The organism is Legionella longbeachae, from assembly GCF_004283175.1.
Lineage (GTDB): Bacteria > Pseudomonadota > Gammaproteobacteria > Legionellales > Legionellaceae > Legionella > Legionella longbeachae.
Genome location: NZ_RXNW01000008.1, coordinates 21,803 through 35,640 on the forward strand (window position 1 = coordinate 21,803; position 13,838 = coordinate 35,640).

Below are 13,838 nucleotides of genomic sequence, written 5' to 3' on the forward strand. Positions count from 1 at the left end.
CTGGTCATGATAAAAGTTGGGGAATTTAATAAATTAAAAATGGTACGCGAGGCCCCATTTGGGGTGTATCTTCAAGGAGGAGAGTGGGGAGAAATTTTATTACCCAATAAATCTGTACCTAAAAATGCATTGGTTGGTGATGTGCTGGATGTATTTGTTTACTTTGATTCAGACGACAAAATTATAGCGACAACGATGCGTCCTCACGCCAAATTAGGTAACTTTGCTTTTTTAAAAGTGATTGATGTGAATCCTGTCGGGGCTTTTCTTGACTGGGGATTAGACAAAGATTTATTGGTACCCAAGCCAGAACAACACCGCCCTATGGAAAAGGGAAAATCTTACCTTGTCTATTTAAAACAAGATAATCAAGGACGCATTATTGCAAGCTCAAAAATCGATTATTTTTTGGATAAGACAACCGCTAACTTTAAGTCAGGTGAAGAAGTTAATCTACTTATTGCTGATAGTACTCCGTTAGGACGAAAAGTTATTATCAACAACAGTCACTGGGGATTGGTTCATACAGATGATATTTTTCAAACATTAACTTATGGCAAAAAGGTTAAAGGATACATTAAGAAGGTACGTGAAGATGGCAAAATTGATGTTGCCTTAAGACAAATAGGACAAAATAGTATTAATGAATTAGCACAACGTATCATTTCCAGGCTTGAACAATCCGGTGGTTTTTTAGCTTTGCATGACAAAAGTCCTCCAGCTGAAATTCAGCAGATATTTTCTGAGAGCAAAAAAAATTTTAAAAGTGCATTGGGGCAACTTTATAAAAAAGGTTTTATTAATATTGAAGAAAAAGGAATTCGTTTAAAGCCCATAGAACAAAAGTATAAATGAACAATTTTATCCATCATAATCTGTAGTAGAGTCATTACCGCTGGAAACTGTCGGATTAATTACCAAACGACTGTGTCGTTGTAGCACATCAGTTGTAGTAGTTCAAACTAATGTGCACGTTTATTGTTTATAAAGGCATTGATCAACTTCCACAGTACCCCCGCGTCAGTTATTTTTTTACCCACTCTCCCGCAGAGTTTTTTTCATATTCTTTTTTTACAGCACTCCAGGCAACTGCATGAGCAGTCTCTTCCCTATCACGCCCCCCTTGCCTTTTTTCTGGCTCATCATACTGATCCCACGCATTATTATATGTCTCCTTATAAATTTCCTGTGCATGTTTAGGCAAGTTATCTTTTACGCTATCGGGTAGTTGATTGATTTTTTTATAGGGCATCAGAGTCTCCTTTCTTTCATATTTATATTCTAGTAACAATGAAACAATCTTCGCATACTTGATATTAAAATTACTAAATCAGCTTGAAATGAAACCATAATTTGTTATGGTGATTAGTACACCCCAAATTATTTGGGCATTTCCATTTTCTACCATCCGGTTAACGAGTAAAGATACTTATAAGTTGTTCATCTCTTTTAGTTTTCTTAACTCATCTTTTGCCTTATTTAAGATGTCTTTTTGTTCCTGATGTAGTTTTTTTCCAGCTCGATTAATATAAAAACTAAGCATAGACATGGCTGATTGATAAATTGAACCTTTTCTACGAGTACTATTTTCAGCCGAAAGAATTAAAGAGTTAGCAATTTTTTTTGGATCTTTCCAGGTAAACACACCTTTTTCCAAGTCTAAAGCATGACTCTTTAAAGTAACATTTTGAGACCATTTATCTTTCTTTGTCATAAAAAACTCTTTCAAAAACAGGAAATCGTGAATATAGTTATCTACAATAACATCATAGGGATTTTAGGTCGTATTTATTTGATGCATTTCTGAAAGAATATCTCCTAAAGCATGAAATACGAGTGCTTTCAGATTATCTCCCTGTTGAATAAATCCCAATTCTTTGCGTTCTGAAGTGGTTTAGGGAAATGAAAAACATATTTGATAATAAAATATAATTGCTTAGGTTATGCGTCACATATTTTGATATGTTTATTTTTAAATAAATTAGGCGCGAGATGATGTTAGAGAAAAACCAATGAAAATAACATTTAAACCTCTTGCTGAGACTGATTTGGTTTTGCTGCTGAAATGGTTAGAAGAGCCCCACGTGAAAGCTTGGTGGGATCAAGAAACACAATGGACATACGACTTGATAGAAAAAAAATATGGGAGTTACATCAAAGGATATAAGTTTGAAAATGGTGTAATGAAGCCTATTAGTGCTTATATTATTTTGGCAGATGAAAATCCTATTGGATACATCCAATTCTATAATGCTTATGACTTTATGCGCTCCATCCCTTTAACCGGATTACCCTCAAACCTTGCTGCTTTTGATGTATTTATAGGGGAAAAAAAATTTTTAAAAAAGGGGATCGGAAGCAAGGCGATTGATCAATTTTTAAAAGAACATGCCAGCCCCCATACCCATGTCCTTGCTGATCCAGAAAGCACGAATAGCGCAGCAATAAGGGCTTATAAAAAAGCGGGGTTTAAATCCATAAATCATCAGCCAGGTACCGGCGAGCTCTAGATGATTCGAAAGCAAAATTAACCTAAAAAAGCTGTAATGAAGAGAAGTCATAAGCATACTAAGAATTCAGGTATAAATTGCAGTAATTTAGCCATATAAGCCCGTTCTTTTTAGCGTCATTCGTCTTTTGCAGCTTATGATGTTTTGTCCTGTTGATCTATTACCTCACATGCTGACGTAAGCTTTAATGAACTTGACGTAAATATTTTTTCATTTTCCGGAAAAATAACACGAAATCCAGGTTCTAAAATTTGTCCAAGCGGATTTAATGAAATTTCTGATGTACCCACCTCCATTCGTCTTTGAACTAACAAGCGATACATCATTTCTACATTTTTGCTATTTTTTAGTTTTTCTTGACAATTATTTAGAAATTTTCTTGCTTTTTGTTGATAAAATTCAATATTTTGTTCTGGAGATGTGCGATTTCTTAACAATTTTTTCGCGCCCCATTCTTTTGATTCACTCAAATTTTTTATAAATACATCATGCCAATTCAACGTAGGGGTTGCTGGCAGCAAACGTAAAAGACTGCATCGTGTCGATGAAAATACTGGATTTGTTCTATCTATATCTAAAACATCCAACATAAATTTAGTATCAATTACTTTATTCTTAATTAAATTATCCACCGCCAACTTATCTGATTTAGCTTTTACGGGTGTAAGCCACGCATGATCCGCATCCTGCAAATAAGTTTCAGGAAAATGACTCCCTAAAACATTCAATGCTTCCTCATAAAAAGCCCTAGAAATAATAATCGATTGATTTTTTTGATCAGGTAAAAATCTTGAGTCAATGAAAAACTCAATGGGAATACTCACTTTGGATTGAACTTCATCATTTGGGTACATATCGGACATTAAATTGAGTTCAACTGGACAAAATAAGGGGCGAAGCAGCTCTTGTAAGGAAAGAGCCCCCTTTTTTTGATGGAGTTTCTCATTAAAATTTAGCTTGTTAAGGCCAAGTAAAACGCTTTTGGATAATTGCTCCGGCGCAACTAGTGTTTCTAAAATATCCTGCAATACCGCATCTGGCTTATGCCCACCAAAATTTAATTTTCGTTTTGGCTCCCACCAATCATTATGAGGTTGATCCAGTTCCTTCATAATAGGACCACCAGCACCATGACAGCCAGAACAACGTAATCGAGTACCAAACTGGGGATGTTTTGGATCGGGTTGACGATGAAGCAACACGTTATCTGCAACTATATCTACAGAATCTCCACGATAAAACCATTGACCTTGAGTACCATCACCACGTAATTCATAAAAGTTAAATACCTTTTTTTTAGCATCCCATGCAAATGCTTCGATCATTAATGCATTTTTTTCTGGATTTTGATCAGCAACTAACTCACCAGTTAAGCTAACGGTGGTAAAATGGCCAAAGAAAAAATCGCCGGCATTAATGGACAAATGATGTTCGTTTATATGTAATTCCCCTAATACCATCTCAAATAAACTAAAACTACCTTGAGAGGGATTATGAAACCCTCGATTCGCGACCATCGTCGTCTCTATTTTTAAACCTGCATTTTTTAAAAATTGTCGTAGTGCAAAAACATCTCTTGGGCACTGAGGTTCTGAAAAAAGTATAAGGCCTAAAGCATCATCAGTTCGCTCTGCAGGTTTACCAGAAGAATCGAAGACAGAACAGGTAGAAAAAACATCTTGAGAAAAAGTCGTCAGCATACAAAACAAAACGATGAAACAATATAATCCTTTTTTCACAATAAATTCCTTATCTTCAGCCATTACTGATCATGCATAATTAAAAATGCAGTCGAGTTTTTCCTCAAGAAAAATTCTATGGTTTGTATTTCATGGGTTTTTAAGAAAACATGAGCTAACACTTATGAATCACACAAAGACATATTAGTGTGTTGGTGCACATAATTTTTCTCTAATTAAAACAACAAGCACATCTTAAAAGCAAAAAATGTTTCAGTCAAAACATTACTTAATTTATTGAAATCACATAAAAATTGCAATCAGCCCAAATTAAGCGCACTTTTCACAAAAACTACTATACTTTTAAAACTAGGACGAAGAGGAATTGAATGATGGACTCCATTCAATTAGCACTGGATGTGCATTTACAAAAGAAAAATCAATACATAAAAAAATCTCTTTTAAAACATAATCATGTCTCAGAAGAAACATATCCATTGCTTGTTTCTTACTTCATTTGGATTAGAAGAGTTAATAGCAATCTCAATAAAGCCGATGAATTGCATCAAAATGAACAAATAAACAATGAATTCAATTGCTTATGCAAGCGTAACCTATTATTTTTTTTAACTGCCACAAAACAATTTGAGGTAATCGAAAAATTATTTAGTACGCCATCTTTTATTACGCGATTACATCATTCGATGATATGCGCAAAAAGCGAACAAAACAAAGTAAAACAAATAAGAAAGAAACGATTACTGCAATTAATTCATCAGCAACATAACAAACTCACATTTCTTTTAGAGAAATCACATCATCTACCAATTGAAAACCTTAACCATTGCCTGAATTACTTCATTCATTTTGCAAAAAGGAGCTTAATAAAAAATGTAGCTATGCAAGATACAGATGTTAGGGACTATGCATTAACTGCATTAAGATTTTTCGTAGAACACTTAAATAAAAGAAATGATTTTAATCATGAAATGATAAGTCTCGAGAACAGCAAGCATTCTAAAGATAAGCCACTCTCAACACATAAGCGGTTTCTGCTTAACAAGCATTCAATTTTTTTTGCATCAACAGAACAAATCGAAAAAAAAAGAGAAATACCATTCAGACCAACCTTTAATAGTTGTCGGAATGGACATGTTTAATTTTAGCCTGACTTAGAGTAAGCACAGGCTAAACCAGTGCTTTTATTGCGTCACCCGCTCTATACACTCAATACCATCTAAATAAGGTCTTAATGCCATGGGAATATGGATATTGCCGTCCTTATCTTGATAATTTTCCATTAAAGCAACTAATGTTCTACCTACTGCAAGACCCGACCCATTTAATGTATGTACTAAATTGATTTCACGTGTTTTTTCATGCCTATAGCGTGCCTTCATACGACGTGCTTGAAAAGCTTCCATATTAGAGCAGGATGAGATCTCTCGATAAGTATTCTGGCTGGGTAACCATACCTCAATATCATAAGTTTTTGCGGCACTAGGGCTCATATCACCAGAACAAAGAGTAACTACTCGATAAGGTAATTCTAAACGCTGCAGTACCATTTCGGCATGCCGAACTAATTGCTCCAAAGCAGCATATGAATCTTCTGGCTTGGTAATCCATACTAATTCAACTTTTTCAAACTGATGCTGTCGGATCATTCCTTTGGTATCTTTACCGTAAGAACCTGCTTCACTGCGAAAACAAGGTGAATGACAAGCGTAACGAATAGGTAAATTTTCCTCGGCTAAAAGAGTATCACGAACCGTATTAGTTACTGGAATTTCAGCTGTAGGAATTAAATAATACCCATGATCTCCTGTTAATTTAAATAAATCTTCTTCAAATTTCGGTAGTTGACCAGTACCTAATAAACTGTCGGCATTAACAATATATGGGACGTAAATTTCTTGATATCCATGTTGTTGCGTATGAAGATCTAACATAAATTGGATCAAACCACGATGTAACCGAGCTAATTGATTTTTCATAACCACAAAGCGGCTACCCGTAAGTTTAGCAGCCAAGGCAAAATCCATTTGACCCAACCCATCTCCCAATTCATCATGTGACTTTACTGGAAAATCAAAAGTTGGAATTATACCCCAGCGTCTAATTTCTTGATTATGTTGCTCATCTTCACCTACAGGCACAGACTCATGAGGGATGTTAGGCAACCGTAAAGCGATTGCTTCAATTTGTTGTAACACATCATCAAGCTCACCTTTTCTTTGTTCTAACTCCTTGGCAAGGCGATTCATATCTTCACGCATGCCCTCTATATCTTCACCACGAGACTTTGCCTCCCCAATGGCTTTGGAGCGTGTATTTCGTTCATTTTGTAAGGATTGCACTGTAACTTGTAATGATTTACGCTTTTCTTCTAAGGCAATAAAAGATGAAACATCAAACTGAAAGCCTTTTTTTAATAACTGAGTGGCAACAAATTGTGGCTCGTCCCGTAATAATTGAATGTCTAGCATAAAGATATCACTCTAACTTAATTTATTCGTCCCATTGTAACTGCTAACTCTCTACCTGGAAATTTTGATGAGCGTTCGAACTTGTGCGTATTTGGACAAACAATTTAAACGGCAAAGCATATGTAAGAATATTAAACTCAATACGCACAAAATAAGAACACAATTAAAGATTAAGTAAGCAGTTACATCATTTTATCTAACAATACCACGTGTAGCTTGATTCAATGCGTCAATCATAAGAACTACTTCAGGGCATTCGTGTTGCATCAATTCCAACTCAGCAACAGCTTGCTGTACGGTTAATCCTTTGCGAAAAATTATTTTATAAGCACGTCGCAAATTATCAATCGCCTCTGATGAAAATCCTCGTCTACGTAGCCCAACTGTATTAATACCACAAGCCGAGGTAGTATCACCAGAAATCATGAGATAAGGAAGAACATCTTTACTTACATAAGAAGCTCGCGAAATAAAAGCATATGCGCCTACATGACAAAACTGATGTACTGCAGCATATCCGCCAATGTTTGCATAATCACCTACAGTGACATGCCCTGACAATGCCGCATAACTCACCAGAATAATTTGGTTACCTATCATGCAGTCGTGTCCAACATGTGAATAGGCCAGGAAAAAGTTTTTATTCCCTATACGAGTAACACCGCCACCTTTAACAGTTCCTCGGCTAATCATACAATATTCACGTATGATGTTATCATCACCAATTTCTAATCGAGTGGGTTCACCTTTATAGGTCATATCTTGAGGTTCGTCGCCCACTGAGGCAAATTGAAAAATTTTATTATTCTTACCAATAGTTGTTGGGCCTTCAATAACCGCATAAGGACCAACCCAGGTATTTTCACCTATTTCCACATTGGCGCCAATTATAGCGCCAGGACCTACTGATACCCCATCTGCTAATTTTGCAGAGGGGTGAATTATAGCTCGTTCATCTATCACTTTTTAAATTCCTTCGCTGCACTTAATAAATCTGCAGAACAGGCCAGTTTATCGCCTACATAAGCTTCGCCATGCACACGCCAAAAAACTCCTTTTCTCGTTAATAATTTTATTTCCAAACGTAATTGATCACCAGGAACCACTACATGTTTAAATTTTGCATTATCAATACCTGCAAAAAAATGTAAAATTCCTTCATTTTCTTCGGGTGGCTGAGACAATCCAGCAAAAAGACCACCTGCCTGAGCCAAAGATTCAAGCATTAATACTCCCGGCATAATTGGACTTTCTGGGAAATGGCCAGCAAAAAAGTTCTCATTAATCGTCACATTTTTTATAGCCGTTAAATGTTCATATGCTTTAAAATCTAATACCCTATCTACCAATAACATTGGGTAACGATGGGGCAACAAACTAAAAATTTGTTTTATATCTATAGGTTCACTCATACGCAGTTTCTCGCTTAATCAGTCTATTTAGCTGGCCTCAATGAAAAATGCATTATCCAGTTTTAATAGGTGCAAATCAATTATTAATTGTTAAAAACTTGTCCGTCCTAATCCTACTTTATTTATCTCAGGATACAGTTAAATTTGTTAGACATCTAATCTTCAGAAAAAGACTCAACTGTATTTATTTTGTTTAATTTTTTCTCTAAAGCACTAAGTTTTTCTATATAGTCATCTAATCGTCGAAAACGTGCTGCATTGCGACGCCAACGTTGATGTTCATGGACTAAGGTTCCTGAAGAATAAATTCCCGACTTAGTAAGTGATTTATTGACAGTAGACATACCTGTAATCACAACATCTTCTGTTAAACATACATAAGCAGCAACAGAGCTTGCTCCACCAATAATACAGTCTGCACCAATTTGGGCATAAGCTCCTATAGCTGCACATCCTGCAATAATTGTATTTTTCCCTATCAGGACATCATGTGCGATCTGGACTAAATTATCGATGCAGACCCCCTCTCCTATGTAGGTGTCACTTAAAGAACCTCTATCAATTACGGTATTAGCCCCAATACGTACCTTATCCGCTATAATTACCGCGCCTACGCTCAAACCTTGCTGCCAATGACCTTGTTGTTTTAAATAATTAAACGGAAAAGCACCAATGACACAACCAGAATCAATGACGACCTGAGCTCCCAACTGGCAACCTGCATGTAGTGCTACATCATGGCCAATTTGGCTATTTTTTCCAATCGCAACAGACGGTTCAATAACAGTATTCGCTCCGACTACAACATGATCACCCAATCGAGCTTCCGCATGAATGACGCTGTATGCTCCTATAGATACTCCTTCACCTATTTGAGCTGAATGATGAATTTGAGCGGTAGGATCTATACCAGAATACGGGATTGTTGGTTTTGATAAAAATTGCGTGGCTTGAATCATTGCTTGTAAGGGATTGGAAACAATAATACAATTTTTTTGGTAAAGATATTTATGTTCTGATTTAAGTAATACTAGGCCGGCGGAAGTGTTTTCTAAAGCGCCTTGCAATATAGAATTATCGTAATAGGCTACATCGTTATGTGTAGCTCGAGCTAAAGAAGCAAACGAAAAAATGGCGTGCTCTCCATTACCATACCACACGCCACCTAATTTTTCAGCAAGTTGTGCTACCGTTAGCAACGTACACCGCCAAATTAATTAATCGCTTTAGCGACTTTGTCAGTTACATCAAGGGTATCTGAGCTAAAAGGAGCTGCATCTTTTTGTACGATAAGATCATATTTCTCATCTTTAGCAACCTTAGAAATTGCTGCACGTACTTTCGCATACAAACTTTCCATGGCTTCATTGTTTGCAGTGCTCAACTCTTGTTGATATTGCTGGCCATCTCGCTCAAATTGTTGTTGTGCGCTGACAATCTTTCGTTCCATTTCTTTCTTTTGAGAAGCACTCAAAACTGCGCTGTCACGCTTGAACTTTTCCATATCAGCTTTTATCTTGGCTTCGACAGCTAATAACTTATCACGACGTGGCTTAAATTCTTTTTCTAATTTTTGTTGAATTTCTTTGATTTGACTTGAAGTTTGCATGATTTTTTGTAAATCAACCACTCCTATCTTTGCTGTATCAGCAAATGCGTTAGCGCCAAACACGCTAAAAATAAAGGTCAATAAAACCAAACCAAACCGCTTCATAACTATCTCCTAAATTAAAGAGCATGATGCTAGCACAAATCGATATAGGTTGCGATATGTACAATACGAGTTTTCAATAATAATTTCTATAAATCTAAATCACTCCAGGGACTGTTAACAACCCCAATTTTTCCTCACATAGTGAGGAAAAATTGTGAAATAGATAATTAAAACCCGGAGGACAATGCAAATTGGAACAATTGCTGTTGATCGAATTGTTGAGGATTCAATGCCTTAGCCAAACTAAAGGCTAATGGACCAAAAGGAGAACGCCATTCAATAGAAATACCCGCTGAATATCTTAAAGGCCCCTCATACTTTCCAGTTAAAGTAGGTAGTGTATTCACTGCAAATACGTTACCTGCATCAACAAAAGCTGTTGTGCGTACATTGTCCCTACTTATAGGATAAGGCAATATAATTCCTGCAGTTCCGCTAAGCAATAAGTTACCCCCTACTGAATTTCGGTAGTTGTCTAAAGGACCTAAAGAATAACTGTCATATCCGCGTACTTGACCTGGTTGCGCAGTACCCCCCGCATAATAATTCTCGAAAAATGGCAACCCATTATTATTAAAGGAGTTTCCATAGCCTGCAAATCCTTGCAGAGAAAAAATCCACCCATGAGTTATGGGTTGATACAAACGAGCCTGATAAGAGCCTTTATAATAAGATAAAGATCCCGAAGTAGCGGGTAAAGCAATTACAGCAGCTGCTTGTTGGTTGATACCTCGAGTGGGATAAGGAAATTGGTCGTAAGTATTACGGCTCCATCCAGTAGATAAACGAATTTCGTGAAAATTTTTTCCATATAAATTTACAAAATTCTGAATAGGAACAACATAACCTACACTTTTAATATCTATATCCTGATATCCATATCCAAACTGTAACCTGCTGATCTCACCTAATGGCAGGCTATAATTCACATCCCCACCAAAGCGGTTGGAGCTATAAGTACTTACATTTAGGTTTTTAGGATCAACTCGAGCAAAATAAAGGTTAATCCCTCGCCCTATCCCTGTATCAGTATAAAAAGGATTATAATAATTTAAAGTATAATCTTGTCCCCATTTACTTGCTGTAAATGCTGCCCCAATTGCTCGTCCCGTTCCCATAAAATTGTGTTGGTTCACCGAAGCGTTCAATTGGTAGCCATTAGTACCATATCCAATAGAAGCGCTTGCCTCAGCAGAAGGAGCTTCTTCTACCTGGACATCCAGATCAACCTGGTTATTTGCATCAGGAACCGGGGTGGTTTTTACATCAACATTTTTCAAATATCCCAGTAAGCGCAACTGCCTTTCTGACTCTTTAATGTTATGTAAAGAGAGCAACCCGCCCTCATCCTGGCGAATAACGCTACGTAACACATAATCACTCGTTTTGGTATTACCATGAAAATTAATACGGCGGACATAAACATGTCGGCCAGGCTGCACAATAAAGGTGATAAATACTGTTTTCTCATTCTCATCTAACTGAGGTTCCGCATTAATTGCTGGAAATCCATAGCCGATGTCCCCTAAGGCTAATCCAATCGAAGAAATAGTATCAGTCACTTTTTTACGAGAAAAAACCGCACCTTTTTTAACTTGGACTAATGATTCAATTTTCTCCGGAGGCAATATAGGCTTGCCTACTACTTTATAGCCTGAAAAGTGATATTGTGGCCCTTCTTCAATATGGACATTGATGTAAACATCTTTCCTATCTGGTGAGAGTAAAACCTGTGACGAGACAATTTTAAATTTTAAGTACCCTCGATCCAAATAAAATGAGCGTAATGCTTCTAAAGAAGCATCCATACCTTGTTTTGAATACTGATCTTTTTTAGTAAAATAGGTAAAAATACCCGATTTAGATAAGGCAAACTCTGGTAACAATTCATTAGTAGTAAAATCATGATTACCAATTATCTTGATCTGTTTAATTCTTGATACTCGTCCTTCAGAAATAGTAACAGTTATCCCCACTCTATTCTCTGTTAATGGAGTAACTCGAGTTTCTATACGTGCGTTATATTTTCCTCTGGCATTATATGCTTGCTTAAGTTCCTTTTCTAAACGCTCTAAAGTGGATGTTTGGAAAACACGGCCTTTGACCAGCCCCATTTCCTTGAGAAAATCTTTCATTTTGTCACTGGGAATTTCTTTATTCCCTACAACACTAATTGAGCCAATAGTAGCTCTTTCCACTACGTTAACTATTAAAGTATTACCTTGACGCTCCAAGGAAACCGCCTGGAAAAAACCAGTATCATAAAGAGCTCGAATGATCTCAGCAGTAGATTCAGGGCCAACTTCCTCTCCTACTTGCACAGGGATGTAATTGAGGACTGTTCCGGTGGATACGCGTTGTAATCCTGTAACTTTAATACTTTTAACAACAAAAGTATCCGCTGCGATTGTTTGTGAAGACCAAGCAATAAGCGAGGAACAACAAATGCCTAATATTAATTTACTACTGATTTTTTTCATTATTATTTTACGCCCAGTACTACGTGCACTTTTAATACCAAAATCGGTACACTAAAAATTGAATCACTTTTTATAGGAAGTAGAAACTACTGTCAAGGTTTTGCTCCAATCCTTTGGAGCATATAGTACTATATTTAACCTGTAAGCCTGGATAAATCATTGGTTATTGCTATAAACATAAGCACGACTAACAGTACTAAACCAAAATATGCTCCTGCTGATTTTAAACCATTGGATAAGGGCTTACGCTTGATTGCTTCGACTAAATAATACAATAAATGACCACCATCAAGCATAGGGATGGGTAATAAATTTAATGCACCTAAGCTGATACTCACTAGTGCAAGAAAAAACAAATAAGCAGCCAATCCATTTCTTCCGGAATCTCCTGCCCCTTGTGCAATACCAACTGGGCCGCTAATACTGTTTAGCCCTAGCTTACCCATTACCAGACGCCCCATTAATGTAAATGTTGCCGTTGTTAATTGAGTTGTTTGTTTTAATGCCGTGCCTATTGCTGTAATAGGATCTTGTCTTTCCAAACGTAACCAATGTGCAGGCCATTTCACTTTCTGTGAGCGTACACCTAAAAAGCCTTCAATTTTACCTTTATTTTCCAGGCTTCCAGTATGTACCATAATTTCTTGTATCGTTTTATTCCTGTTAATAGTTAAGGTTATTGATTTATCTGGATGTTTCTGCACAAAATCAACAAGGAATAACCAGTCTTTGAAAGACTTACCATTGACGCTTAAAATGATATCGCCATTTTGTAATCCAGATTTTGCTGCAGGAGAATCGGGCACTACTTCACCAACAACTGGCGGGATAGAAGGGATAAAGGGTTCTATACCCAAACTTTGGAGTGGATCAGGTTTTTTGCTGTCCAATTGCCAATTCACTAGAGGTAAAAGTACTTGATGTTGACGTCCATCAACCAATGACTTAACCGTTAATTGTATGGTTTCCTCAGAACCGACAAGAGGCATGATAGCATATTGAAAATCACGCCAACTGTTTATCTTACTGCCGTTGAGGGCAATAATTTCTTCTTTCGCCTCCAAACCCGCATGGGCCGCAATGCTGTTCGGTTTTACAGATTCAATCATAGGTGCTAAAGACGGCATCCCAATAACTAATACCAGCCATAATGCAACAAAAGCAAATAAAAAATTAAATAAGGGGCCTGCAAAAACAATAGCTGCTCTTTTCCAGAGTGGCTGGTTATTAAATGCTAGATGACGCTCATTTTCTGGTACCTCCCCCTCTGATTCATCAAGCATTTTGACATATCCCCCCAATGGGATTAACGACCAGGCGTACTCTGTTCCTTTTTTACCTTGCCATCGCGCCAAAATAGGGCCAAAACCAAAAGAAAATCGCAGTACTTTAACACCGCACCAACGTGCCACTTGAAAATGACCGTACTCATGAATTGTAACTAATAAGATTAAAGCCAAGAAAAAATAAAGCAAAGTTGAAAGCATAGTGCTATCCTAAAAAATAGTAGTAACACCCCTGATAGCTCTCCAATTGTTTAGACTTGCAAAAATA

Annotated in this window: 13 protein-coding genes; 3 read left to right on the forward strand and 10 right to left on the reverse strand. The window is 36.8% G+C overall.

Annotated features, from left to right (window positions below; translation table 11 throughout):
• Positions 1 to 6: 6 nt before the first annotated feature.
• On the forward strand, positions 7 to 855 hold the full coding sequence (locus tag EKG34_RS09250; RefSeq protein ID WP_003635395.1) for a CvfB family protein: 849 nt from the start codon (positions 7 to 9) through the stop codon (positions 853 to 855).
• Between the two features lie 169 nt (positions 856 to 1,024).
• Here the strand turns inward: EKG34_RS09250 and EKG34_RS09255 are convergent, their stop codons facing one another.
• Together EKG34_RS09255 and EKG34_RS09260 are read right to left on the reverse strand one after the other, a co-directional pair.
• Positions 1,025 to 1,252 carry a ChaB family protein gene (locus EKG34_RS09255; RefSeq protein WP_003635393.1) on the reverse strand — a complete coding sequence of 76 codons (228 nt, stop codon included), beginning with the start codon at positions 1,250 to 1,252 and terminating at the stop codon, positions 1,025 to 1,027.
• A 177-nt stretch (positions 1,253 to 1,429) separates the two neighbouring features.
• A complete protein-coding gene (locus EKG34_RS09260; RefSeq protein ID WP_003635391.1) occupies positions 1,430 to 1,714 on the reverse strand; it encodes a DUF3175 domain-containing protein in 285 nt (94 codons plus the stop codon).
• Positions 1,715 to 2,012: 298 nt separating this feature from the next.
• Here EKG34_RS09260 and EKG34_RS09265 point away from each other — a divergent pair, with 298 nt between their 5' ends.
• Positions 2,013 to 2,510 (forward strand): GNAT family N-acetyltransferase, encoded by a 498-nt coding sequence (locus EKG34_RS09265; protein WP_003635390.1) that lies wholly within the window; start codon positions 2,013 to 2,015, stop codon positions 2,508 to 2,510.
• A gap of 134 nt (positions 2,511 to 2,644) precedes the next feature.
• Here EKG34_RS09265 and EKG34_RS09270 read toward each other — a convergent pair whose 3' ends face one another.
• Positions 2,645 to 4,249 (reverse strand): hypothetical protein, encoded by a 1,605-nt coding sequence (locus tag EKG34_RS09270; protein ID WP_012979352.1) that lies wholly within the window; start codon positions 4,247 to 4,249, stop codon positions 2,645 to 2,647.
• Positions 4,250 to 4,578: 329 nt separating this feature from the next.
• Here EKG34_RS09270 and EKG34_RS09275 point away from each other — a divergent pair, with 329 nt between their 5' ends.
• Positions 4,579 to 5,349 (forward strand): hypothetical protein, encoded by a 771-nt coding sequence (locus EKG34_RS09275; RefSeq protein WP_012979353.1) that lies wholly within the window; start codon positions 4,579 to 4,581, stop codon positions 5,347 to 5,349.
• Positions 5,350 to 5,391: 42 nt separating this feature from the next.
• Here EKG34_RS09275 and serS read toward each other — a convergent pair whose 3' ends face one another.
• The 7 genes from serS to rseP form a co-directional block, all read right to left on the reverse strand.
• A complete protein-coding gene (gene serS, locus EKG34_RS09280) occupies positions 5,392 to 6,678 on the reverse strand; it encodes a serine--tRNA ligase (RefSeq protein ID WP_003635384.1) in 1,287 nt (428 codons plus the stop codon).
• Positions 6,679 to 6,870: 192 nt separating this feature from the next.
• A complete protein-coding gene (gene lpxA / locus EKG34_RS09285) occupies positions 6,871 to 7,641 on the reverse strand; it encodes an acyl-ACP--UDP-N-acetylglucosamine O-acyltransferase (RefSeq protein WP_003635381.1) in 771 nt (256 codons plus the stop codon).
• Positions 7,638 to 8,090 carry a 3-hydroxyacyl-ACP dehydratase FabZ gene (fabZ, locus tag EKG34_RS09290; protein WP_003635379.1) on the reverse strand — a complete coding sequence of 151 codons (453 nt, stop codon included), beginning with the start codon at positions 8,088 to 8,090 and terminating at the stop codon, positions 7,638 to 7,640. Before fabZ ends, lpxA begins: the two co-directional genes overlap by 4 nt.
• 155 nt (positions 8,091 to 8,245) lie before the next feature.
• On the reverse strand, positions 8,246 to 9,289 hold the full coding sequence (gene lpxD / locus EKG34_RS09295) for a UDP-3-O-(3-hydroxymyristoyl)glucosamine N-acyltransferase (protein WP_003635377.1): 1,044 nt from the start codon (positions 9,287 to 9,289) through the stop codon (positions 8,246 to 8,248).
• Positions 9,290 to 9,303: 14 nt separating this feature from the next.
• A complete protein-coding gene (locus EKG34_RS09300; RefSeq protein WP_003635375.1) occupies positions 9,304 to 9,804 on the reverse strand; it encodes an OmpH/Skp family outer membrane protein in 501 nt (166 codons plus the stop codon).
• A 167-nt stretch (positions 9,805 to 9,971) separates the two neighbouring features.
• On the reverse strand, positions 9,972 to 12,284 hold the full coding sequence (bamA, locus tag EKG34_RS09305) for an outer membrane protein assembly factor BamA (RefSeq protein WP_003635373.1): 2,313 nt from the start codon (positions 12,282 to 12,284) through the stop codon (positions 9,972 to 9,974).
• A 134-nt stretch (positions 12,285 to 12,418) separates the two neighbouring features.
• Entirely contained in the window at positions 12,419 to 13,771 is a 1,353-nt protein-coding gene (gene rseP / locus EKG34_RS09310) for an RIP metalloprotease RseP (RefSeq protein ID WP_003635371.1), read from the reverse strand.
• Positions 13,772 to 13,838: the final 67 nt, after the last annotated feature.

Coding starts and splice junctions, on each gene's coding strand:
- EKG34_RS09250 (WP_003635395.1), top strand. CDS start 7: ATGATAAAAGTTGGGGAATTTAATAAATTAAAAATGGTACGCGAGGCC.
- EKG34_RS09255 (WP_003635393.1), bottom strand. CDS start 1,252: ATGCCCTATAAAAAAATCAATCAACTACCCGATAGCGTAAAAGATAAC.
- EKG34_RS09275 (WP_012979353.1), top strand. CDS start 4,579: ATGATGGACTCCATTCAATTAGCACTGGATGTGCATTTACAAAAGAAA.
- EKG34_RS09300 (WP_003635375.1), bottom strand. CDS start 9,804: ATGAAGCGGTTTGGTTTGGTTTTATTGACCTTTATTTTTAGCGTGTTT.
- fabZ (WP_003635379.1), bottom strand. CDS start 8,090: ATGAGTGAACCTATAGATATAAAACAAATTTTTAGTTTGTTGCCCCAT.
- EKG34_RS09265 (WP_003635390.1), top strand. CDS start 2,013: ATGAAAATAACATTTAAACCTCTTGCTGAGACTGATTTGGTTTTGCTG.
- rseP (WP_003635371.1), bottom strand. CDS start 13,771: ATGCTTTCAACTTTGCTTTATTTTTTCTTGGCTTTAATCTTATTAGTT.
- bamA (WP_003635373.1), bottom strand. CDS start 12,284: ATGAAAAAAATCAGTAGTAAATTAATATTAGGCATTTGTTGTTCCTCG.
- EKG34_RS09260 (WP_003635391.1), bottom strand. CDS start 1,714: ATGACAAAGAAAGATAAATGGTCTCAAAATGTTACTTTAAAGAGTCAT.
- serS (WP_003635384.1), bottom strand. CDS start 6,678: ATGCTAGACATTCAATTATTACGGGACGAGCCACAATTTGTTGCCACT.